Annotated in this window: 18 protein-coding genes, 2 pseudogenes and 1 riboswitch; of the genes and pseudogenes, 9 read left to right on the plus strand and 11 right to left on the minus strand. The window is 70.4% G+C overall.

Annotation, left to right across the window (positions count from 1 at the left end; all coding sequences use genetic code 11):
* The first annotated feature begins 267 nt into the window (after positions 1–267).
* Both AC067Z_RS18395 and AC067Z_RS18400 read left to right on the plus strand, forming a co-directional pair.
* Complete coding sequence (locus tag AC067Z_RS18395; protein ID WP_478790652.1) at positions 268–1,008, plus strand: hypothetical protein; 741 nt, start codon at positions 268–270, stop codon at positions 1,006–1,008.
* A gap of 178 nt (positions 1,009–1,186) precedes the next feature.
* Positions 1,187–1,984: a TIGR04222 domain-containing membrane protein gene (locus AC067Z_RS18400; RefSeq protein ID WP_478790570.1), complete on the plus strand. Its 798-nt coding sequence runs from the start codon at positions 1,187–1,189 to the stop codon at positions 1,982–1,984.
* Positions 1,985–2,105: 121 nt separating this feature from the next.
* Here the strand turns inward: AC067Z_RS18400 and AC067Z_RS18405 are convergent, their stop codons facing one another.
* The 3 genes from AC067Z_RS18405 to AC067Z_RS18415 form a co-directional block, all read right to left on the minus strand.
* The gene (locus tag AC067Z_RS18405) at positions 2,106–2,462 is read right to left on the minus strand and encodes a DUF805 domain-containing protein (protein WP_478790571.1); all 357 of its coding nucleotides are present in this window, start codon (positions 2,460–2,462) and stop codon (positions 2,106–2,108) included.
* A 113-nt stretch (positions 2,463–2,575) separates the two neighbouring features.
* Positions 2,576–4,186, minus strand: a complete 1,611-nt coding sequence (locus AC067Z_RS18410; protein ID WP_478790572.1) for an AMP-binding protein — start codon at positions 4,184–4,186, stop codon at positions 2,576–2,578.
* Positions 4,183–5,859 (minus strand): AMP-binding protein, encoded by a 1,677-nt coding sequence (locus AC067Z_RS18415; protein WP_478790573.1) that lies wholly within the window; start codon positions 5,857–5,859, stop codon positions 4,183–4,185. Before AC067Z_RS18415 ends, AC067Z_RS18410 begins: the two co-directional genes overlap by 4 nt.
* Before the next feature lie 143 nt (positions 5,860–6,002).
* Between AC067Z_RS18415 and AC067Z_RS18420 the strand changes: the two genes are divergently transcribed.
* A complete protein-coding gene (locus AC067Z_RS18420) occupies positions 6,003–6,815 on the plus strand; it encodes a helix-turn-helix transcriptional regulator (RefSeq protein WP_478790653.1) in 813 nt (270 codons plus the stop codon).
* 93 nt (positions 6,816–6,908) lie between these two features.
* On the opposite strand, the gene AC067Z_RS18425 is transcribed toward AC067Z_RS18420, so the two are convergent.
* On the minus strand, positions 6,909–8,042 hold the full coding sequence (locus tag AC067Z_RS18425) for a winged helix DNA-binding domain-containing protein (RefSeq protein WP_478790574.1): 1,134 nt from the start codon (positions 8,040–8,042) through the stop codon (positions 6,909–6,911).
* Between the two features lie 140 nt (positions 8,043–8,182).
* Here AC067Z_RS18425 and AC067Z_RS18430 point away from each other — a divergent pair, with 140 nt between their 5' ends.
* A complete protein-coding gene (locus tag AC067Z_RS18430; RefSeq protein WP_478790575.1) occupies positions 8,183–9,313 on the plus strand; it encodes a magnesium and cobalt transport protein CorA in 1,131 nt (376 codons plus the stop codon).
* A gap of 101 nt (positions 9,314–9,414) precedes the next feature.
* Here AC067Z_RS18430 and AC067Z_RS18435 read toward each other — a convergent pair.
* The 4 genes and pseudogenes from AC067Z_RS18435 to AC067Z_RS18450 form a co-directional block, all read right to left on the minus strand.
* Positions 9,415–10,040, minus strand: a pseudogene (locus AC067Z_RS18435) (HAD domain-containing protein).
* Between the two features lie 14 nt (positions 10,041–10,054).
* Positions 10,055–10,744 (minus strand): class I SAM-dependent methyltransferase, encoded by a 690-nt coding sequence (locus AC067Z_RS18440; RefSeq protein ID WP_478790576.1) that lies wholly within the window; start codon positions 10,742–10,744, stop codon positions 10,055–10,057.
* Complete coding sequence (locus AC067Z_RS18445; RefSeq protein WP_478790577.1) at positions 10,745–11,656, minus strand: phosphotransferase family protein; 912 nt, start codon at positions 11,654–11,656, stop codon at positions 10,745–10,747. It abuts the gene before it with no gap.
* A 75-nt stretch (positions 11,657–11,731) separates the two neighbouring features.
* Positions 11,732–12,472, minus strand: a complete 741-nt coding sequence (locus AC067Z_RS18450; RefSeq protein WP_478790578.1) for a hypothetical protein — start codon at positions 12,470–12,472, stop codon at positions 11,732–11,734.
* A gap of 193 nt (positions 12,473–12,665) precedes the next feature.
* Here AC067Z_RS18450 and AC067Z_RS18455 point away from each other — a divergent pair, with 193 nt between their 5' ends.
* Both AC067Z_RS18455 and AC067Z_RS18460 read left to right on the plus strand, forming a co-directional pair.
* A complete protein-coding gene (locus AC067Z_RS18455; protein ID WP_478790579.1) occupies positions 12,666–14,021 on the plus strand; it encodes a tetratricopeptide repeat protein in 1,356 nt (451 codons plus the stop codon).
* A gap of 1 nt (position 14,022) precedes the next feature.
* Positions 14,023–14,553: an NUDIX domain-containing protein gene (locus AC067Z_RS18460; protein WP_478790580.1), complete on the plus strand. Its 531-nt coding sequence runs from the start codon at positions 14,023–14,025 to the stop codon at positions 14,551–14,553.
* Between the two features lie 252 nt (positions 14,554–14,805).
* On the opposite strand, the gene AC067Z_RS18465 is transcribed toward AC067Z_RS18460, so the two are convergent.
* Positions 14,806–16,212, minus strand: coding sequence for a short-chain fatty acyl-CoA regulator family protein (locus AC067Z_RS18465; protein ID WP_478790581.1), 1,407 nt, complete (start codon positions 16,210–16,212; stop codon positions 14,806–14,808).
* A gap of 373 nt (positions 16,213–16,585) precedes the next feature.
* On the opposite strand from AC067Z_RS18465, the gene aceA reads away from it, so the two are divergent.
* The 3 genes and pseudogenes from aceA (at position 16,586) to metE (ending at position 21,419) form a co-directional block, all read left to right on the plus strand.
* Positions 16,586–17,869 (plus strand): isocitrate lyase, encoded by a 1,284-nt coding sequence (gene aceA, locus AC067Z_RS18470; protein WP_478790582.1) that lies wholly within the window; start codon positions 16,586–16,588, stop codon positions 17,867–17,869.
* Between the two features lie 106 nt (positions 17,870–17,975).
* Positions 17,976–18,482 (plus strand): annotated as a pseudogene (locus AC067Z_RS18475) (malate synthase A); the annotation flags it as partial.
* Positions 18,483–18,716: 234 nt separating this feature from the next.
* Positions 18,717–18,937: riboswitch (cobalamin riboswitch) on the plus strand.
* A gap of 163 nt (positions 18,938–19,100) precedes the next feature.
* Positions 19,101–21,419, plus strand: coding sequence for a 5-methyltetrahydropteroyltriglutamate--homocysteine S-methyltransferase (gene metE, locus AC067Z_RS18480; RefSeq protein ID WP_478790583.1), 2,319 nt, complete (start codon positions 19,101–19,103; stop codon positions 21,417–21,419).
* A gap of 155 nt (positions 21,420–21,574) precedes the next feature.
* Here metE and AC067Z_RS18485 read toward each other — a convergent pair whose 3' ends face one another.
* Together AC067Z_RS18485 and AC067Z_RS18490 are read right to left on the minus strand one after the other, a co-directional pair.
* On the minus strand, positions 21,575–22,381 hold the full coding sequence (locus tag AC067Z_RS18485; protein WP_478790584.1) for a CbtA family protein: 807 nt from the start codon (positions 22,379–22,381) through the stop codon (positions 21,575–21,577).
* A gap of 14 nt (positions 22,382–22,395) precedes the next feature.
* A complete protein-coding gene (locus tag AC067Z_RS18490) occupies positions 22,396–22,623 on the minus strand; it encodes a CbtB domain-containing protein (RefSeq protein ID WP_478790585.1) in 228 nt (75 codons plus the stop codon).
* Positions 22,624–22,658: the final 35 nt, after the last annotated feature.

Consider the following 22,658-nt stretch of genomic DNA (forward strand, 5'->3'; position numbering starts at 1 on the left):
GGTGCTCCTGCTCCGGCCTTGGGGATCGGACTCCGTCGCGCCACCTGGGAGCGCCGATTCCGTGTCGGTGTCCGTATCTTTTCCGTATTACGGAAGTTTAGTTCTGCTATACGGAAGCAATCTAAAACGTCCCCGGTCCGGCGTCAAGAGAGCGGGCCTGCAGGGGGCGGCGCCGGAGCGCATGCGGCGCAGTTCCGGAAGCGCCTCGCCAACTGTCCGCCGTTGATGGACGATGGACGGCAGCCACGAGGGGAAGGTGCAGCAATGATCGAAAGCGTGCCGGTGCGCTGCCCGGCCTGCCGACGCGCCCACCTGTACGCCCCGCCCGTGTACCCGTGCGCCTGCGGCGCCCCCCTCGCGCCGCCGCTGCTGCGCGGCGCCCCGCCGGAGCCGATCACCCACCGCACCTGGACCGACGACTGGGTGACCGTCCGCTGTCCGGCCTGCGCCCGCCGCGACCAGTGGCCGCAGCCGGAGCTCGGCTGCCCCTGCGGCACGGTGCTGCGGATCGCGGTGCGGCCGGTGGCCGCCGCGATCCCCTCGCCGCCCGCAGCCGGACCTCAGCCCCTGGCCGGGGACGATCGCCGCCCCGCGCACATACCGCTGCCGCGCACGGCCATGACCGCCCGCCCCTCGTTCCGGCCGGTCACGATACGAACGGGACGCGACGCGGTCACGGCGGCCGCGATGTACCTGAAGTGGCTGGGCTTCACGGACGTCGTCCAGCCGGAGGTGAGACCGGTGTCCGGCATAGACCTGCGCGGCTCCGGAGTCGTCGCCCAGGTCGACCCGTCCACCCGCCCCGCCGCACTGCGCGACATCGAATGCCTGTGGCTCAACGGGCTCAGCGTCTCGGCGCAGAGCGTCTTCTTCTCCCTCGCGGGCTACGCGGACGACGCCAGGGCGCGCGCCGACCGGCTGGGGATCCCGCTGTTCATCATGGACCTGACGGGCTGTCCGCAGCCGGTGAACGCCCCCGCGGACGAGTTGATCACCACCGGGCAGTAGCCACCGGCCGGGGACGCTTCGTACGACCGGCATGAGTACGCATGCACCGGAAGCGTCAGGAATCCCACCGAAGCTCAAGAACAGCTCAGAATCGCCCGTTTCGGGCTTCGGATCCGGCCCCGTGCGGGCAGATATCCCCTACAGCCGCAGACACGGCCTCTCGGGGGAGGTGGGCGTGATGCCCGTTCACATGTGGTGGTTCATCGGAGCGGCGTGCTCGCTGCTCGCGGGCGCGGCGCTGCTCCTGCGGGCGTCCGTGGCCGCCGGCGCCGCCGGGGACACTCCGGGTCCGCAGTCCGTCGGACTGCTCCGCGGCGGACGCCGCGCGGCGGTGACCGTGGCCCTCGTCGCGCTGCAGCAGCGGGGTGTCGTCACCAACGGCAGGCAGGGGACGGTCCGGACCGACGGCTGGGCCGCTGCGGTCCGCGATCCCCTGCAGCTGGCCGTGCACACCTCGTTGCGCAGACCGCAGGGCGTACGCGTGCTCGTGACGGTGCCGCGCGTGCAGCGGGCGCTCGACGCGCTGCGCGAAGGGTGCGCGGCACAGGGGCTGCTGCGGGCCGGCGCGCGGTGGCGCGCGGCACGACTTCTGCTGTGCGCCGTGCCGGTCACCGTGGTGACGGGCCTGCTGGTCACGCCGATGACCGCACCCAACACCCCCGTCCAGGTGGCGGTCTCGGCCGTGCCCGTGGCCGCGGCGGCGGCCCTGTGGTGCGTACCGCGGCGGACCCGCGCGGCACGGCACCTGCTGGAGCGACTGCGCGCCGCCCACCCGATGCCGGCCCGGGCGCTTCGGGGCAGTGCCGCGGTCCCGCAGGTGCTGATGTCGGTGGCGCTGTACGGCGATCCGGCACTGACGCTGCACGTCCCGCACTTCGCGCGGGACGGAGGTCTCCTGGGCCACGGTGGGAGGCAGGCGGGCTTCTCCACCGCCGAGCCGTCCTCGGGCACGGAGGGCGCGTCCTGCGGCATGTGAGGGCCTTGGCACGTAGGGCCTGGCACGTCAGGGCCTCGGTACGTCAGGGCCGCACGGCAAAGCGCCGCGGCCGACAGGGGTCCTGTCGGCCGCGGCGCTACGAGCCCGCTCTACCGGTTCGTCAGACAGCCTGGACGAACTTCGGGTTCACGCCGTACTTGTTCTCGCCCGGCTTGCCCTCGCTCGCGAGGAAGACCAGCAGGATGATGAAGCCCACCAGCGGGATGGCACCGATGAGGATCCACCAGCCGGACCGGTCCGTGTCGTGCAGACGGCGGATGGTCACACCCAGGTTCGGCAGGAACGTCGCGACGACGTACACGGCGTAGATGATCGGGGCGGTGCCGGCGACGCTGTCGACAATCGACAGCGCGATGGCGATGACAAGGTTGATGAGGAAGAACATCCAGTATTCCTTGCGCCGCGCGCGCCCGCTGAACACCGCATACTTCTTCAGTACATCCAGGTACCAGTTCATTGCGTCCCCCCAAAGGATCGCTGACAGGGGCTCGTCCTTGTGGAGCGGGCCACCGGCCGGAAGTGTCGACCGGTGGCAAAAAGTAGAGCCATTGATGTGCGCTGGTCAAACCGTTACCTTGCACCACCGAAACGACGCCGGATTTCCACTTTTTTCACCTTGCCACTGACGGTCATGGGGAACTCCGACAGGATCTCCAGCCGTCGCGGCACCTTGTAGTGGGCAAGCTGCTCGCGGCAGAACTCCGCGATGTCCTCGAGGGTCGGGGGATCCTGCGGATCACGAGGGATCACGCAGGCCAGGATCTCCTCCCCGTACCGCTCGTCCGGCACCCCCACCACCTGCACATCGGCGATCTTGGGGTGGGAGTACAGGAATTCCTCGATCTCGCGCGGATAGACGTTCTCGCCACCCCTGATGATCATGTCCTTGATGCGGCCGACGATCTGCACATAGCCGTCCTCGCGAAGCACCGCCAGATCTCCCGTGTGCATCCAGCGCCCCTCGTCGATGGCTTCCGCGGTCTTCTCCGGCTCGTTCCAGTACCCGAGCATCACGCTGTATCCACGGGTGCACAGTTCACCCGCCTCGCCGCGCGGCAGGGTCACGCCGGTGACCGGGTCGACGACCTTCACCTCGATGTGCGGAAGGACCCTGCCGACCGTGCCGGTGCGGCGCTCCAGATCGTCGTCGCGGCGGGTCTGCGTGGAGACGGGAGAGGTCTCCGTCATGCCGTAACAGATGGACACCTCCGCCATGTTCATCTCTGCGACGACCCGCTTCATCACCTCCACCGGACACGGCGAGCCGGCCATGATGCCGGTGCGCAGGGTCGACAGGTCGTAGGAGGCGAAGTCGGGGAGGTTCAGCTCCGCGATGAACATCGTCGGCACCCCGTACAACGAGGTGCAGCGCTCCTGTTCGACGGCGCGCAGCGTGGCCGCCGGGTCGAAGGAGGGCGCCGGGATCACCATGCAGGCGCCGTGCGAGGTGGCCGCAAGATTGCCCATCACCATGCCGAAGCAGTGGTAGAACGGCACGGGGATGCAGACACGGTCCTGTTCGGTGTAGGCGATCAGCTCGCCCACGAAGTAGCCGTTGTTGAGGATGTTGTGGTGGGAGAGCGTGGCGCCCTTCGGGAAGCCCGTCGTCCCCGACGTGTACTGGATGTTGACGGGGTCGTCGCACGACAACTCCGCCTCACGCTGCGCCACTTGTTCCCCGGTCACGGTCGCCGCGGCATCGAGCAGCAGGTCCCACGAGCCGTCCTCGATGTAGTGCACGGCCCGCAGTTGCGGGCAGGCGGGGCGCACCGCGTCGACCATGGCCCGGTAGTCGCTGGTCTTGTGCGTCTGCGAGGCGACGAGGACCGAGATCCCGGCCTGCTGCAGTACGTACTCCAGCTCATGGGCCCGGTAGGCCGGGTTGATGTTCACCATGATCGCGCCGATCCGCGCGGTCGCGTACTGGATCAGCACCCACTCCGGGCAGTTGACCGCCCAGATGCCGACCCGGTCACCCTTGGCCACACCCGACCCGAGCAGTCCGCGCGCCAACTGGTCGACGGCCGCGCCGAATTCGGCATACGTCCAGCGGGTGCCGCCCGCCACGTCCACCAGCGCCTCGCGTTCCGGCCAGGCGCGGATCGCCCGGTCCAGGTTGCGGCCGATGGTGTCGCCGAGCAGCTCGGTGGCGCCGGTGCCGTGCGCGTACGAAAGGGTCATCGCAGGTCTCCCTCGCTGTACTCGGCGGTCGAGCCCTCGGCCGTCCGCTCGCGCAGCTCGATCCGGCGGATCTTCCCCGACACCGTCTTCGGCAGATCGGCGAACTCCAGTCGGCGGATGCGCTTGTACGGCGCCAGCACGGCGCGGGAGTGCTCGAAGAGCAGCTTCGCGGTGTCGGGGCCGGGCTCCCAGCCCTCGGCGAGCACGACGTACGCCTTCGGAACGGCGAGACGCACCGGGTCCGGGGCCGGGACCACCGCGGCCTCCGCCACCGCCTCGTGCTCCAGCAGCGCACTCTCCAGCTCGAAGGGGCTGATCTTGTAGTCGGACGCCTTGAACACGTCGTCGGACCGGCCCACATAGGTGATGTAGCCGTCGGCGTCACGGGAGCCGATGTCACCTGTGCGGTAGTAGCCGCCTGCCATGGCCTCGGCCGTGCGTTCCTCGTCGCCGTGGTAGCCGGTCATCAGGCCGACCGGCCGGGAGGACAGATCGAGGGCGATCTCCCCCTCGACGGCGCCGGGCTCACCGGTGACCGGGTCCAGCAGTTCGACGGTGTAGCCGGGGCTCGGCCGGCCCATCGAGCCGGCCTTCAGCAGCTGGCCGGGGCTGTTGGAGACCTGCACGGCCGTCTCCGTCTGGCCGAACCCGTCGCGGATGGTGACGCCCCACTCGCGCCGTACGGTCTCGATCACCTCGGGGTTGAGCGGTTCACCGGCGGCGACGACCTCGCGCGGCACGCGCTGCAGCCGGCTCAGGTCCGCCTGGATCAGCATCCGCCACACGGTCGGCGGCGCGCAGAAGCTGGTCACCCCTTCCCGGTCCATCTCTGCCATCAGCCGGCTCGCGTCGAAGCGCGTGTAGTTGTGGATGAAGACGGTCGCCTCGGCGTTCCACGGGGCGAACAGATTGGACCATGCGTGCTTGGCCCAGCCCGGCGAGGAGATGTTCAGATGGACGTCGCCCGGTCGCAGGCCGATCCAGTACATCGTCGCCAAGTGGCCCACCGGGTAGGAGACATGGGTGTGCTCGACGAGCTTGGGCCGGGCGGTGGTGCCGGAGGTGAAGTAGAGCATCAGCGGGTCGTCGGCGCGGGTGGGCCCGTCGGGCGCGAACGACTCCGGGCTCGCGTCCGCCTCCTCGTACGCCAGCCAGCCGGGCGCGTCGCCGCCGACGACGATCCGGGTGTAGTCGCCGGGCACCTCGTCGAACTTGGTGGTGTCCTCGCCGCGCACGATCACATGGCGCACCCGGCCGCGGTCGATGCGGTCGCGCAGATCGGCCGCGCCGAGCAGCGGGGTCGCCGGGATCATCACGGCGCGCAGCTTCATCGCGGCGAGCGCCGTCTCCCACAGCTCGGTCTGGTTGCCCAGCATGACAAGGATGCGGTCACCGGCACGCACGCCTTGGGCACGCAGCCAGTTCGCGGCACGGTTCGAGCGCGCGGACATCGCGGCGAAGGAGACGGTGGCGCCCGGACCCTCCTCCTCGACGATGCGCAGCGCGGTCCGGTCGTTGTCCTCGGCGATGACGTCGAACCAGTCGAGCGCCCAGTTGAAGTGCTCGAACCGAGGCCAGCCGAAGCCCTCGCGGGCTCCCGCGTAGTCCTCCCGGTGCTGCAGCAGAAAGTCCCGGGCGGCCCGGAACCTCTCCGTCACGCTGCCAGACGTCATGTCTCCTCCTCATTGCGGGACCGGCCACGGACATCGTGTAATCGGTGACCCAGGCATCACTACCCCCGTACGGGGGTGTCGTCCCCGTACGGGGGTACCGGCTGGAGGCACAACGCGTGAGCGGATCCGACGAAGCGGTCGAGATGCGGGCTGCGCTGCTGGGGCTGCGGCGGGCCACCGGGCTGCCTGTCGCGTTCGGCGGACTGCTTCAGGGCTCCGCCCCGCAGCTGCGCATCGCTGAGCTGACCGGGGCCGCGACGGGTGCGCTGCGCGGGCTGGCGATCCGTAGCGGCAACGGCCTGGGCGGGAAGTCGATGGCGCTGTTGCGGCCGTGTGCGGTGACGGACTATCCGTCGGCGCGGCACATCAGTCACGAGTACGACGCGGCGGTGGCGGCTGAGGGGCTGCGGTCCGTGGTCGCCGTTCCCGTCGTCGTGCGCCGCGCGGTGCGCGGGGTCGTGTACGGCGCGCTGCGCCAGCCGCTGACTCTCGGGGACCGGGTGTTCGACGCGGCCGTTGCCGCGGCACGCGACGTGGAGCAGGCCCTCGTCGTACGGGACGAGGCGCGGCTCCTGCTCGCGGCGGCGCGGGAGCCCGCGGAAGGCGGGGCGGGAGCCTGGGAGACGGTGCGCGAGGCGCACGGCGCGCTGCGCGCGCTGGCGCCGCGGATCGCGGACCGGGCGCTGCGCGAGGAACTGCTCGCGGTGTGCGGCTCTCTGGCGGCGGCATCGCCGGGGTCCGACGGGGCGCGGACCCTCGGGGTGTCGCTCGCGCCGCGCGAACTGGACGTGCTGAGCTGCGTGGCCGCGGGTGCGACGAACACCGCGGCGGCGAACCGTCTCGGCCTGCGGCCCGAGACGGTGAAGTCCTATCTCCGCTCGGCGATGCGCAAACTGGGCACGCGCACACGGTGGGAGTCGGTGGTGGCGGCGCGCCGCGCGGGGTTGCTGCCGTGAGCGTGGCGGCGCGCCGCGCGGGGTTGCTGCCGTGAGGCTGCGGGCGGGCCCCGACCGGCGGCACAGCGGGCCCCGCCCCTGCGGGAACGACCGCTAGTCCCCACGTACGGCCGCGAACCGGATGTCGTGCGTGGATGCGGACGACAGCACACCCAGCATGTGTGCTGCCTCCGCGGTGAGCTCCTCGCGCTGCACGCGCGTCAGCGAGCCGAAGGGCTGGATGGTCACCGTCACCGCCTCCTTCGTCTCCTCCAGCCGCCAGATCCCCGCCAGGAAACCGTCGACGAGGAACGTGCTGTACGCCTGGTTGCCCCGCCAGGTGAGCGCCTTGTGCTCCGCGCTCACGACGCGGCTGCGGTCCGCGTGGGAGAGCAGCAGATTGTCGAACTCCGGAAGGAAACGGGGCGGGGCGGGGGTGTTCGCGTCGGGGCGCGGAGCGTCCGGCAGGTCGAAGAGCTCGGTGCCGTGGTCGTCCTGGAACACGACCAGCCGGGGCCGCAGCCGTTCGAACACCTCCCGCATCCGGGTCAGTCCGCACCAGGTCTGCATGTCCTTGACCGACGCGGGCCCGAACGCCGCGAGATAGCGGAGCACGGTGCCGTCTGCGGCCGGCACCGGCTCGGGCTCCCTGCCGAACCACTTCTCGGCCGTCGTCAGCGTGACCTGCCCGCTCCTCCCCCACAGTCCGCGCGGCGTGACCTGCACAAGAGGCAGGGTGCAGCGCGCAGCGACGGTCAGTGCCAGGGGGTCGGCGTCCGGCCAGTGCGCGAGCAGCGCCTCCCGCAACTGCTTCATGGTCTGCGGTTCCTCCTCGACGAGTTCGCGCACCACGGCGGTGAGCCTTGCGAGGTCCACCCCGGCCAGACCGGTGCGGAACTGCCCGAGCTCCCTGTCCCGCGCGGCCTGCACCAGGGGCCGCAGTGTCATGCAGTCGTCGGCGGTGTGCGTGTGGATCGTGGAGCGCATCGTCACCATGCGGGCGACCCGGCGTTCGGCCATGGAGGCCGACAGCTCCTCGGGGTCGAAGTCCGCGAGCCGTGCGGCGAGGGCGTAGTAGGGCGGCTTGACGTTCTGCGCCTGGAGTCCGACGAGATGTTCCACCGCCCCGTCGACGGTCATCTCGGAGCGGGTGGCCCGTCGCAGCAGCAACTGGCGCGCCAGCGTCGCGCGGTTGAGTGCGCGGGTGCCGAGCACGGGGTACATGGTCTTCCTCGTCTTCGTCGCCATGCTCCGTACGCTACCCAGCCTTGCGGACAGCTTCTGTCCGCGATGATCGGTGATGGGGTACCGGACCTGGATATCCTGCTCCGAGCCCTGTGAGCCCACGGGGCAGACGCAGACGTACGAGGCGGGAGGCGAGATCCGCGATGGCACGGTCACCCCGGCGCCCCCAGTGGCACCGGCGCCCCGCCCCGCCTCCGGCCACGCCCGGCTCCGCCGCGCCCCAGCCGCCTCCTCCGCCCGTGATCAAGGACCAGGGCAGTGTGGTGCAGGCGGTGCTCTACCGCGAGGGACGCCGGGTCGCCAATCCGGACTCGCTGGCCGAGACGTTCCGTCAGCTGCGCGAGTACCCCGACGGCATGGCCTGGATCGGCCTGCACCGCCCGACGGAGGACGAACTGCACTCGCTGGCGGCCGAGTTCGATCTCCACGAACTGGCCGTCGAGGATGCCCTGGAGGCCCATCAGCGCCCCAAGCTGGAGCGCTACGGCGACACGTTGTTCGTCGTCCTGCGCGCCGCCCGCTATCTCGACGCGCAGGAAGAGGTCGACTTCGGCGAGCTGCACGTCTTCGTCGGCAAGGACTTCCTGATCACGGTCCGCCATGGCGCCGCCCCTGATCTGTCCGCGGTGCGCCACCGGATGGAGGAGACCCCCGAGCTTCTCGCGCTGGGCCCGGAGGCGGTGCTCTACGCGATCCTGGACGCGGTCGTCGACGGTTACGCCCCCGTGGTCGCCGGCGTGCAGAACGACATCGACGAGATCGAGACCCAGGTCTTCGGCGGCGACCCTGCCGTCTCCCGCCGTATCTACGAACTGGCCCGCGAAATGGTCGAGTTCCAGCGGGCCACCCGCCCCCTCGTCGCGATGCTGCATGCGCTGATGGCGGGCTTCGCGAAGTACGGCACGCACGAGGAACTCCAGCGCTACCTGCGGGACGTGGCCGACCACGTCACCCACACCAGCGAACGCGTGGACGGCTTCCGCCAGGCGCTCGCGGACATCCTGACAGTGAACGCGACGCTGGTGACGCAGCAGCAGAACGCCGAGATGCGGGCGCTGGCGGAGGCGGGCTTCGAGCAGAACGAGGAGATCAAGAAGATCTCGTCCTGGGCGGCGATCCTGTTCGCCCCCACGTTGGTGGGAACGATCTACGGCATGAACTTCAACGCGATGCCGGAGCTGGACTGGGCGTTCGGGTACCCGTTCGCGATCGGGCTGATGGCGGTTGTCTGCACGAGCCTGTACTTCATCTTCAAGCGGCGGGACTGGCTGTAGGCGGCAGGCCCACACTCTTGATCGACCTAGCTCCGGCGAACGCCGCGTAATGGGCCTTTCTGGGCCCACTGGGCAGAATCGGCGCGCGCGATCTCTACTACTCAGTCACCGAGGAAGCCCGCAGGGCCACCACCGAGTCCCTTCCGACCTGCTCGCCAGCCATTCTCGGTAGAACTCGACCGCGCCAACCCCCAGCCTTCAACTTGGGTCGTGACCCAGTCACGTACGCCATCGAGATGGTCCGGTTGGAGGCCGGTGTACGGGTCGGGCTGCACGAGCAACGTCGGATGGCCGCAGGCGGTGCGCTTGTCGGCCCAGGAGTGGTCGAGGGCGGTGAAGTCGTCATCGATCCAGACGGCGGGGGCTCTGCCGAGCCAGGGGTCGACGTGGTCGCGTTTCCAGAGGTAGCCGTTGGGGTGGCTGGTGGTGATCTGGGCGCGGGGTAGATCGAGGTAGGGGAAGTCGGGGAGGCCGAGCAAGGGCCCGATGATCGTGGTTGCATCCTTGCGCCAGCTGGTGCACCACACGGGGTGAGGAGGCCGCTGGTCAGCAGAGAGGTGAGGATGCCGCCGTGGTTGGGGTCGAGCCAGACGGGGACGGGGTCGTCGGGGTGCCGGCCAGTGGGCAGGACAGTGTGGCGGACGTGGGTGGGCGGGGTGCTGCCGTCGGTAGCCGGGAACGGAATGAGGACGCCGTCGATGTCCAGCAGCAGGTACGGCAGGGGCATCAGCGCCTCCGGGGTCAGCGTGTGCGGGCGACGATCAGGAGGGTGGTCGGCCACGGGTCGCGGCGCGGGTGGCGGAGTTCCAGGGCAGAGGTGATGCGCAGGCCGGTCCGCGCGAGGTGGGAGCCCCAGCGGTGGGCATCGAACTCCCATCGGGCGATGGGCAGTCGGGTGTGGTCGGGCATGGTGACGTAGTCCTCGCGCGGACGGTCGTCAGCGGATGGGCGTCTTCCAGCCCGTGCCGGGTGGGGGACGGAGAAGACCAGGACACCGCCCGGCATCAGGCGGCGGGAAATGGCGGCGAGCAGGAGCTCGGGGGCGACGAGGCCGATGGCGCCGAAGACGGAGTAGATCGCGTCGAAAGTCTGACCGGTGGCCTGCAGGTGGCGCAGTGCGTGGCCGGCGGCGAACCCGGCGCCGTCGATATGTCCGTAGTGGGAGCGGGCACGGCGAATCTGGAGCCCGACCAAGTCCACGCCAGTGACGCGGGCCTGGTGGTGCTTGGCGAGGTGAGCCACGTTCTGACCGGGACCGCAGCCCAGTTCCAGGATGCGCTTGCGGCGCAGGTCCGGGCCAAAGATCTCGGCGCCGGGACCGAGGCCCGGGTGGGTGCTCCATTCCATCCGGGCCGGTGCGGTGAGCGCGTGGGCCGGGGAAGCGGCTATGCGTTGGGCGGCGTGGGCGTACCAGGGGACCTGGGCGAGCACCTAGACCTCCAAGAGCTGGACCACGTCGTTCAGGTGCCGGCGGACGACGGGGATGTAGGCGAGGTCCTTGGCGGGGTCGTTGATCCATCGGATGGACTGCTCCATGAACCACTCCACCGCCCACATGCGGTGCCAGCCCAGGGCCCACGCCTCGGCAGCCAGGCCGCCCCGAACGGCGAGGGCGTCCTCGTGGCCGCCTGCGGTGACGTACTGCTCCAGGAACACCCGCAGCCGCAGGGGGCTCAGTGCGTCGGTGGTGCCGTGGTAGGAGGCGAGGTCGATCAGTCCGGGACCGGTGAAGGCGCGTGCGAAGTCGAGGAGGTGCCAGCCGTTCTCCCCGATGTGGACGCTCGTGGGGTGGAACTCGGAGTGGATCCAGCCGAACGGTTCGAGTGTCGCCCGGTGTACGCGGGCCCCGGCCGCAGCGGAGATCTTCCCCAGAGCGGTCTCGATGTCGTCGCAGTCCGTCCACCGGTCGACCTTCCGCAGCCGCTGGAGGTGATCGAGGGCGCGTTCGGGCAGGGCCGCGAGGCCCGCGCTGTCGAGGAGGGGCAGGCCGCCTGCCGGGCGGGCGGCGTGGAGCATCACGGCGGCGGCGACGCCGTCGAGGTCGTCTGCATCCCGTACGGGGGTGCCGAGGTCGTCCATGAGCATCCCGAGCCACTTGTCCTGCATGGCAGTGGCGTGGAGTGCGGGGACCGGCAGCCCCTGCTGGTGGGCCACCCGTAGGGCCTGGGCCTCGCGGTCGAACGGCTCCTTGGCGTACTTGAAGACGGCCGTGGTGCCGTCGGGGAAGGTGACGCGTTCGACGCCGGACATGCCCCAGACGCGGATCTCGGCACGTTCGGGGAGGGGCTTGCCGACGAGGGTGCACAGGTCGTCCAGCAGAGCGGCTGTCAGGCTCTGGTCCATGGGGTCTCCAGGGGCTGGTGGGCTCCGGGACAGGTGAGCGGGTCAACCCGCCCCGGGGCCGTACTCGGGTTGGGGTTACTCGGCCGTGGTCACGCGTTGGGCGTAGACCTGTTCGATCCACCCCGCCTTGAACTCGACGAGGTCGTCACGGAAGTTGGCCATCGAGGCACCGTAGGGCGCGACGACCCCGCCGGTTTGGTCCGGCACGGACTGGCAGCCGTGCACGAGCCTGCCGCCGAGCGCGGCGTGAGCCTTGATGGACGCGATCCGGCGGTGCTCGTTGAACCAGCCGCCGTGGTAGACCTCGTCCAGCATTCCGCCCATCTCGTCGTCCAGGTCGAAGGTGGCGGCGGGGAAGAACCAGCACGGGCCGACATTGGAGATGTGCCCGTCCAGCTCGACCTTGTTGAGCGCCATCAGAGTGGCGGCCTCGCGCAGCATGCGCAGATGGTCGGCGGTGATCTGCGGGAGGCCGAGGCCGGCCAGGTGCTCGTCGCGGAAGAGATACGAGTAGACCTCGTAAGCCGTCGCCAGTACGCGGGCGGTATCCGACGTGGACTCGCCGTGGTTCTTGATGAAGTCGAGCGCGAGCTGCTCGACCGCGCTCTCGGTCGTCTCGTCCACTTCGAGGAGCTGGGCCTTGACCAGCTCCCAGTCGGCGACGAGCCAGGTGTTGGACTCGAAGCGGAAGAAGTACTCGGCCGGATCGATGGTGATGCGCCGGCCTTCCACATGGATGCCGGACAGCCGGCTCCAGCGCGCGTCGAAGGCGTCGGGCAGCTCGACCGTAATGGTCGCGGTGTCGATGGTGGTCACCGTTTCTCCGTCTCTGATCGTCCGGACCGGGACATAGGAATGCCCGAGCCCGGTAGGGCGTACGGGACTTGGGGGCCGCCCGGCCCAAGAGTGGGCGGCTGTCGACAAGTGAACCGCCCATTACACAGAGTGGGTACGGTGTGACCGACGCCAAGCGGTATACGCGGTTTACAGCTCCGGAGCGGAGGAGATCGTGCCAGCGCCGAACAACCCCAACTCCCGTCTGCGCGACACGATCAGTACCGCCAAGTGCACGTACGAGGCACTCGCCAAGGACGTGCGTCGCATCGCCGCCGAGAACGGCGACCTGCTCCAGACCAACAAGTCCGCCATCTCCCACTGGGCGAACGGCACCCGAGCCCCGTCCGGCCAAACGAGCCAGTACCTCGCCGAAGCCCTCTCCCGGCGGCTGGGCCGCGTCGTCACCCGGACCGAGCTTGGTCTCCACTCACCCGACGCGGAGTCGTCACCGGACGCCGACCCCGTCGCCACGGTCACGGACCTCGGCCGCGCGGACGTCGAACGCCGCCGTTTCCTGGCCATCGCCGCCTTCACCACGGCCGGCGTAGCCATGCCGCTCCTGCACGACCACGAAGCCACCTCCCGTATGCTCCGCGCGCGCACCGCCCGATCCCTCGTCGGCAGCGACGACATCGACGTAGTCCGGCAGATCACGGCAGCCTTCAGCGCCGCCGACGAACTCCTCGGCGGCGGGCACGGCCTGACCACGGTCACCGCCTACCTCGCCGACACCGCAGCCCCCATGCTCCGCGGACGGTTCCCTTCTGAACCCTCACGCCGAGCCGCCTTCGGCGCAGTCGCCGAACTCGCCTACCTCGCAGGCTGGAAACACCACGACCTCGGCCACGAAGGCGCCGCCCAGCGCTACTACCAGGTCGGCTACCAGCTCGCCTGCGAAGCTGACACCCACGGCCACGCTGCCTGGATGATGCGCGCCCTCGCCCACCAGGCCCTCAGCCTCAAACACCCCCATCACTGCGTCGACCTCGTCGAAGGCGCCCTCACCCGCGGCCTCGGCCATGTCGACGGACAGACCGAAGCCCTCCTTCACATCACCCACGCCCGCGCTTACGCCGCCGTCGGTGAGAACCCATCTGCCGCACGTGCCCTCCTCGCCGCCGAAGATGCCCTCCTACGCGAGGACGGGCCCCAGCCCACTTTCTCCCGCGTCGGCGGCCCCGCAGCCGGCACCGTGGCCAGCCACACCGCCCGCACCCTGACCGACCTCGCCGACCACGTCGGCACCGAACAGCAGCACCGCGTCGCGCTCACCCGTTGGGACCCGGAGAAGTACAAGCGCGTCCACGCCCTCACGCACGCTGACCTCGGCGACAGCCTTGCGGCCCAAGCCCGCGCCGACGAAGCCGTAGCCGCCTGGACCCAAGCACTGGTGCTCATGGAGGGCATGACCTCTGACCGAACCCGCAAGGCCATCACCTCGATCCGCTCCACCCTCGCGATCTACCAGCGCCGACGCGTCCCGGGCGCCGCCGATCTAGCCCGTCGCGCCCGCGAGGCCCTCGCCTAACATGCCCAACAACCCGTCCGCCGAAGGGAACACCGTGGCCCAGCAGACCGACGACCGCTCCCAAGCCCTCACGCCGGCGCTCGAATCGATGACCCTGCTGGTCGCGGCCGTAATCGTCCACGACAAGGCAACCAACCGCGTCGTGCTTCTCCAGCGCAGCGAGAACGCCAAGTTCGCCCAAGGGATGTGGGACCTGCCGGTCGGCAAGAGTGAGCCGGGCGAGCCCATCACCGAAACCGCAGTCCGCGAGCTCTACGAGGAGACGGGCCTCACCGTGAAGCCCGAGTCGCTGAAGGTCGCCCACGTCATCCACGGCGCCTGGGGCGTCGAGGCACCCAACGGCTTCCTCACGGTCGTCTTCGCCGCCCACGAATGGACCGGCGAACCCGAGAACCGTGAACCCCGCAAGCACTCCCAGGTCCGTTGGGTTGACGCAGGCGCCATCCCGGCTGCCTTCGTGGACACCACCTCCAGCGCGCTACGGCGCTACCTCGGTGACGGCCCCGACGTCTCCCTGGATGGATGGCGCTGAAGCGCAGCAGGGGCAGGGAGGCAACCTCAGGACTCACCGGCGACGCTCTCCGCGGATGAGCAAGCCGCCCTGTCCGCTGCCGCTCCGGCGTTGCGGTCACCGACCTCCGCGCTCAGAGCACAGCACCGCCAACCGCGGATGACGACCGCACTCCCCTGGATCACCTTGTAGCCGGCGAACTGCACTGGAGAGAACCAATCGAGGGTCGGGACCGGCTCCAGCAGGCCGGGTACACCCGCGATCAGCCCACCGTCACGGCGTGGCAGCCCGCACCGGATAGGGGACGAAGGTGCTGCTGTTCTTGTCGATCCTCAGTGGTTGGCCAAGAGGCGGCGCGGCGCGCTGGGGGCAGTCGAGCCGTTCGCAGACACGGCAGCCCATGCCGATGGGCGTGGCGACGGAGGGGCTGTCGAGGTCGAGCCCGTCGGAGTAGACGAGCCGGTGGGCGTGGCGGATCTCGCAGCCGAGGCCGATGGCGAAGGTCTTGCCCGGCTGGCCCCATCCGCCCCGGTGGCGCGTGACGGCCCGGGCGGTCCACAAGTAGCGTTGCCCGTCGGGCATTTCAGCGGCCTGGACGTGGATGCGGCCGGGTGCGGCGAACGCTTCGTAGACGTTCCAGAGCGGGCAGGTGCCGCCGGCCCGGGAGAAGTGGAAGCCGGTCGCGGACTGCCTTTTGGACATGTTCCCGGCGCGGTCGACCCGGACGAAGGAGAACGGCACACCGCGCAGGCGCGGTCGCTGGAGGGTGCTCAGGCGGTGGCAGACCGTCTCGTAGCCGAGCCCGAAGCGGTCGGTGAGGCGCTCGATGTCGTAGCGCACCTCTTCGGCCGCCGCATGAAATGCCCGGTACGGGAGGATCAGCGCGGCGGCGAAGTAATTGGCGATGCCGATGCGGGCCAGGGCGTGGGTGGGCGTGCCGATGGGGAAGTCCTCGGCCGCTTGGCGGTCGAGTTCGTCGCCGTACTCGAGCAGGGCGAGTTGGGTGGCCATGCGGAAGGCGCGCTGTCCGGGACGCAGACCGGCGGACAGGTGGAGGGTGCGGGTCGTCTCGTCGTAGTGGTGCAGGTGGTCACCGCTTTCCGCGGTGAGACGGACGCCGTGGACATCGGCCAGACGTGACGTGAGGGCCCGTACGACGTCGCCGGGGTGGATGCCGATCTCCTCGGCCAGGCGCTCGGCCGCGAGGTCGGTGGCGTGGAGATAGTTCTGGCGGTGGTAGAAGAAGTCCCGGATCTCTTCGTGGGGTGTGCGTGGCCCCTCATGGGCCGTGTCCCGGCCGTCAGCGGCTGCCGCGAGGCGCTCGGACAGAAGCTGGTTGCGGCGGCCGAGGTCCAACAGGACCTGCGCGACCGCGGGCATCCGCGAGGCCAGATCCGCAAGGTCGGACGGGGACACCCGGGATTCGGCGATCTCGCCCGTCAGCGCCTCCCGCAGGTCGGCCACCAGCCGCGTGGTGTCGCGTTCGGAGAAGAAGCCCGGGTCGACGCCGAAGCTTTCCGTGAGCCTGAGCAGTACCGGCACGGTGAGGGGGCGGGAATCGTGCTCCATCTGGTTGAGGTAGCTCGGCGAGATGCCCAGGACGCGGGCCAGCTCCGCCTGGCTCATCCGGCGCTCCTCGCGAAGCCGCCGCAGCCGCGCACCCGCGTAGGTCTTGCTCACCGCGCGCTCCTTCGTGGTCGGGAGGTCGTCAGCGTACGCGACGCGGCACCGATTCCACCCTTGGCAAAGTTGGCAAAAGCCGGGGGGAGATTCGCAGAAGTTGGCATGCGTCCCCAGTTGATGGCACTCAGTGCCAGTGTCAAGGTTCAAGCACGGCCCGCCGGGCCTTCGACAGCAGGCGCACCAACCGGGCGCGATTCACTGCCCTGACGTCGGAGATCCCGGACGTGGCGCCACACTGACCGGCAGCATTGCTCAGCTCCGCAGCGATGGTCCGGCGGGTCCACCTCACGTTCGAGACACACAGTGCCATCCCGTTGCGTACCGGTGCGGTGATTGGCAGTCAAGACAACCGAGAGAGACGGTGAAGGTCATGGCAGAGGCGACGACGAAGGCGGCCGAGGAGCTCGCGCAGCGGTGGGCGACGGACCCGCGCTGGCAGGGCACCGAGCGCACGTACACCGCCGAGGACGTCGTGCGGCTGTCCGGCAGCGTCCGCGAGGAGCACACCCTGGCCCGCCGCGGCGCCGAGCGGCTGTGGCGTCAGCTGCACGAGCAGGACTACATCCACGCGCTGGGCGCGCTGACCGGCGGCCAGGCCGTCCAGCAGGTGAGGGCGGGGCTGCAGGCCATCTACCTGTCCGGCTGGCAGGTCGCCGCCGACGCGAACCAGGCCGGCCACACCTACCCCGACCAGAGCCTGTACCCGGTCAACTCCGTCCCGCAGGTGGTGCGCCGGATCAACAACGCCCTGCTGCGCGCCGACCAGATCGCGACCGCCGAGGGCGGCACGGACACCACGGACTGGCTGGCACCGATCGTCGCCGACGCCGAGGCGGGCTTCGGCGGCCCGCTCAACGCGTTCGAGCTGACCAAGGCGATGATCGCCGCGGGCGCGGCGGGCATCCACTACGAGGACCAGCTGGCCTCCGAGAAGAAGTGCGGTCACCTCGGCGGCAAGGTCCTCGTGCCCGCCGCCCAGCACATCCGCACCCTGAACGCGGCCCGGCTCGCCGCGGACATCGCCGACGTCCCGACCGTGATCGTCGCCCGCACCGACGCGCTCGCCGCGAACCTGCTCACCAGCGACGTCGACGAGCGCGACGCCCGGTTCGTGACGGGGGAGCGCACCGCCGAGGGCTTCTACCGGGTCGAGAACGGCATGGCGCCGGTCATCGCCCGCGGGCTCGCCTACGCCCCGTACGCCGACCTGATCTGGGTCGAGACCGATACCCCGGACCTGGCGCAGGCCCGCGAGTTCGCCGAGGCCATCCACGCCCAGTACCCCGACCAGATGCTGGCGTACAACTGCTCGCCGTCGTTCAACTGGAAGGCGGCGCTGGACGACGACCAGATCGCCAAGTTCCAGCGCGAGCTCGGCGCGATGGGCTACCGCTTCCAGTTCATCACCCTCGCCGGCTTCCACTCGCTCAACCACGGCATGTTCGACTTGGCCCGCGGATACGCCGAGCACGGCATGACCGCCTATGTCGACCTGCAGGAGCGGGAGTTCGCCGCGCAGGAGCACGGCTTCACCGCCGTCAAGCACCAGCGCGAGGTCGGCACCGGCTACTTCGACCTGGTCTCCACCGCCGTCAACCCCGACTCCTCCACCACCGCGCTGGCCGGGTCGACGGAGGAAGAGCAGTTCCACTAGGGCACCCAGCCGGACATCCGTCCGTCCGGTCCGGCCCCCTGGCCGAGCGAGGGCCGGGCGACCGTCCCCGTCCGCCCCCGCTCCGCTTCCCTGCTCAGGAGAACCCATGTCCACCAGCGCACTGACCCCCCGCGTCCGCGTCCTCGCGGCTCCCGGTCACCGTCATGACGAGATCGTCACCCCCGCCGCCCTGGACTTCGTGGGCAGCCTCGTCGAAGCCTTCGACGAGCGCCGCCAGGAGCTCCTGAAGGAGCGTCGGCGGCAGGCGATACGCCTCTCCACGGGATCCCCGCTCGACTTCCCCCTGGTCACCAACGCCGTGCGCGCGGACCCGTCGTGGCGCGTCGCCCCGCCCGCTCCCGGCCTGACGGACCGCCGGGTCGAGATCACGGGCCCGCCCGACCGCCGCATGGCCGTCAACGCCCTCAACTCCGGCGCCGACGTCTGGATGGCGGACTTCGAGGACGCCACCTCCCCCGCCTGGGACAACATCATCGACGGCCAGCTCACCCTGCTCGACGCCGTCGAGCGCCGGATCGACTTCACCACCCCCGAGGGCAAGGAGTGGAGGCGGGGCTCCTCGGCCGCAAGACCGGCCGCGGTTTCCACACGTACGACCACGGCTGAGGACCTGGTGCGACCGGGCTGAGGGGCCCGGTGGGCCCGGGCTGAGGGGCCCGGGCCACTCCGCCGGCCGAGGGAGCCGGCGGGGGTGCCCACAGGGGAAGGGCGGGAAGCGCGGAGTGCGGCGCTTCCCGCCCTCGGGCGTTGCATGCACGCCGCCCTCGTGTCTCTGCTCACCTCCCGAATGATGGACGTGATTCTCCGCGGCGACACGACGCCCCGTACGCTGGCGGGTGCAGCTGGTTCGCCCCGTCCGCCAGGCGGGAGGCGTCGTAAGAGGGAACCCGGTGGGAATCCGGGACTGCCCCGCAGCGGTGAGCGGGAACGACCGCCGTCATACGCACTGGGCCCGACAAGGTCCGGGAAGCGACGGCCAGTAGGTGCCGCCGGGAATCCGGCGACGAGCCCGCGAGTCCGAAGACCTGCCCGTTGCCCGCGTGCGTACATGCGCACGCGGACATCCCGGTGACCTCGAGGGCGGGTCGGCGAACACACCAGACGGATGACCGCGCTGTACGGCGCAGGCTCGTTCCGTCCGGTTCGTCACCCTTCGCGTTCTCGTCCCGTCCCCGGGATCTCAGGGATTCATCTCGCGAAGGAGATCTCCGTGACCACCAAGTCCGCAGCCGCGGCAGCACCGGCCACCGTCTACGGCTACCCCCGTCAGGGACAGAACCGGGAACTGAAGAAGGCGATCGAGGGCCATTGGAAGGGCCGCGTCACCGCCGACACCCTCCGGTCCACCGCCGCCGATCTGCGCCGGACGAACTGGCAGCAGCTCGCCGCAGCCGGGATCCACGAAGTCCCGACCGGTGACTTCTCGTACTACGACCACGTCCTCGACACCACCGTCATGGTCGGTGCGATCCCCGCCCGCCACCGGGCCGCCGTCGACGCCGACGCCCTGGCCGGCTACTTCGCCATGGCGCGCGGTACCAAGGATGTGGCCCCACTGGAGATGACCAAGTGGTTCGACACCAACTACCACTACCTCGTACCGGAGCTGGGGCCGGACACCGTCTTCACCGCGGACTCCGTCAAGCAGGTCGGTGAGTTCAAGGAAGCACTCGCCCTCGGTCTGACGCCCCGTCCGGTGCTCGTCGGGCCGGTCACCTATCTGCTGCTGGCCAAGCCGGCACCGGGCGTGGCCGAGGACTTCGAGCCCCTGAGTCTGTTGGACCGGCTGCTGCCCGTGTACGCGGAGGTGCTCGCCGATCTGCGGTCCGCGGGGGCGGAGTGGGTGCAGTTGGACGAACCCGCACTCGCGCAGGACCGCACCACCGCCGAGCTGGAGGCCGCCTCCCGCGCCTACCGCAACCTCGGTGCACTCGCGGACAGGCCGAAGCTGCTGGTCGCCTCCTACTTCGACCGCCTCGGGGACGCCCTCCCCGTACTGGCGAAGGCTCCCGTCGACGGGCTCGCGCTCGACTTCACCGAGTCGGCCGCCGCCAACCTCGACGATCTCGCCGCCGCGGGCGGGCTGCCCGGCAAGCGACTGGTGGCCGGTGTCGTCAACGGACGCAACATCTGGGTGAACGATCTGGGAAAGTCGCTCGCCACCCTCGGCACACTGCTGGGACTGGCCGACCGGGTCGACGTCTCCGCCTCGTGCTCGCTGCTGCACGTCCCGCTGGACGCCACGGCCGAGCGTGACCTCGACCCGCAGATCAGGCGCTGGCTCGCCTTCGCCCGGCAGAAGTCGGCCGAGATCGTCACCCTCGCCCGCGGGCTCGGTCAGGGCACCGACGCCATCGCGGCCGAACTCGCCGCGAACCGGGCCGATCTGGCCTCCCGCGCCGGATCACCCATCACCCGCGACCCCGCCGTGCGGGCCCGCGCCGCGGCGATCACGGGCGCCGACGCCCGGCGCTCCCAGCCCTACGCCGAGCGCGCCGCGGCCCAGCGTGCCCACCTCCGTCTCCCCCTGCTGCCGACGACCACCATCGGCTCGTTCCCGCAGACCCCGGAGCTGCGCTCCGCCCGCGCCGACCTGCGCGGCGGCCGCCTCGACACCGCCGGTTACGAGAAGCGCATCGAGGCGGAGATCCGCGAGGTCATCTCCTTCCAGGAGAAGACCGGCATCGACGTCCTCGTGCACGGCGAACCCGAACGCAACGACATGGTGCAGTACTTCGCCGAGCAGCTCACCGGCTACCTGGCCACCCAGCACGGCTGGGTGCAGTCCTACGGCACCCGCTACGTCCGCCCGCCGATCCTCGCCGGCGACATCTCCCGCCCCGAGCCGATGACCGTCCGCTGGACGACCTACGCGCAGTCGCTCACCGACCGGCCGGTCAAGGGAATGCTCACCGGCCCCGTCACCATGCTCGCCTGGTCCTTCGTCCGCGACGACCAGCCCCTGGGGGACACCGCTCGGCAGGTCGCCCTCGCCCTGCGCGACGAGGTCGGCGATCTCGAAGCCGCGGGCACCTCCGTCATCCAGGTCGACGAGCCCGCCCTGCGCGAGACCCTGCCACTGCGTTCCGCCGACCACGCCGGGTATCTCGCCTGGGCCACCGAGGCGTTCCGGCTCACCACGAGTGGCGTACGGCCGGACACCCAGATCCACACGCACATGTGCTACGCCGAGTTCGGCGACATCGTGCAGGCGATCGACGACCTCGACGCCGACGTGATCAGCCTGGAGGCCGCCCGCTCCCACATGCAGGTCGCCCGCGAACTCGCCGCCCACGGCTACCCGCGCGAGGCCGGCCCCGGCGTGTACGACATCCACTCGCCCCGGGTTCCGGGCGCGGACGAGTCCGCGGCACTGCTGCGCAAGGGACTCGAAGCCATCCCGGCAGAGCGACTCTGGGTCAACCCGGACTGCGGTCTGAAGACCCGCGGCTGGCCCGAAACCCGTGCCTCGCTGGAGAATCTGGTCGCGGCGGCCCGCGCCGTGCGCGGGGAACTCTCCACGTCCTGACGCGCCGACGGCCGGGAGAACGCTCGCAGAGCATTCTCCCGGCCGTCCGGCCGCTTGGGCCGCCTGCCGGGCTACGCGGGCAGGCGGGCCCCGAAGCGTGTGCAGCGCGGCACGCCGGACCGGCACCATCCAGCCGGTCCGACCTGCCGTGCGGGTCAGCCCGAAACCGGCGCCGGCTGCTCCACCGGTGCACCCGCCCCGACCGGTCGGGGCGCCAGGAGGCGCTGCGCCAGGACACCGAAGACCGTACCGAAGACGGTCCACAACACGGCCTGGATCGCCAGTGACGCGACCCTGAACTCCCACAGCAGCGCTGCGGGGAAGCCGGCCTTTACCGCGTCGTCGTTCGCCGGCAGGAACACACAAGCGACAGCCACCACGACGACGAAACCCGCCGCGGCAGCCAGCGTGGCATTCCAGTTGCCCAGGCGCGGCGCCATCCGTCGCCCTGCGATGACCGCGGCCACGCCGAGCAGCACACTGAGCAGGATCATCAGAAAGAACAGTGTCGTGCGCTGTCCGATGGTGTCCGGGTTTCCGACCGCGGGCGGCGTGGCCGGGTACTTCAGGAACGGCACCAGGTAGACGGTCGTGAAGGCGGCCGCCGCGATGAGCGCCGCGGTTGCCCGCGGGCTGAACCGGCCCACACGTCCCAGCGCGAACGAGAACGCCAGGGCCGCGATCCCGCCCAGCGCCACCCCGTACACCAGAACACCGGTGGCCAGGCCGGCGGTCGACTGCACGGAGCGACTGACCGCCTCCTCTTCCTCGGCGGCTTCCTCGGCGGCGGCGCCGTGCCCGGCATGGGCCGCCTCCTGGGCGGCCTGGGCCTCCTCCACCGCGATCGAGCCGTCCACGGGCGGCTCACCCACCGTGTAGGCCACGGCGAAGGCGAACAGCCCGGCAATCAGGCCCGCGAGCATGCCGCGGACCAGCAGACCTCTGACAGTTGAGGCGTACATGTGCTTGTCGCCTATCAGTGGCAGGGGAAGCCGAGCAGATGACGTCCGTCGTGCACCCACTCGTGCACCTCGGCACCGGCGAACACGGACGTGGCGCCCTGCTCGGCACCCACGAAGTACAGGGCGATCAGAGCCAGGAGACCGACGAACACGGCCCAGGGCAGGACGGCGCGCACAGGCAGAGAAGCCGGCAGGGGAAGGGAAGGGGTGGAGACGACAGCGGAACCAGCGGCCTCGGCCATGGTGGAACCTCCTTGGGGAACACGCGTCCCGAACG

Source organism: Streptomyces sp. NPDC043812, from assembly GCF_056436245.1.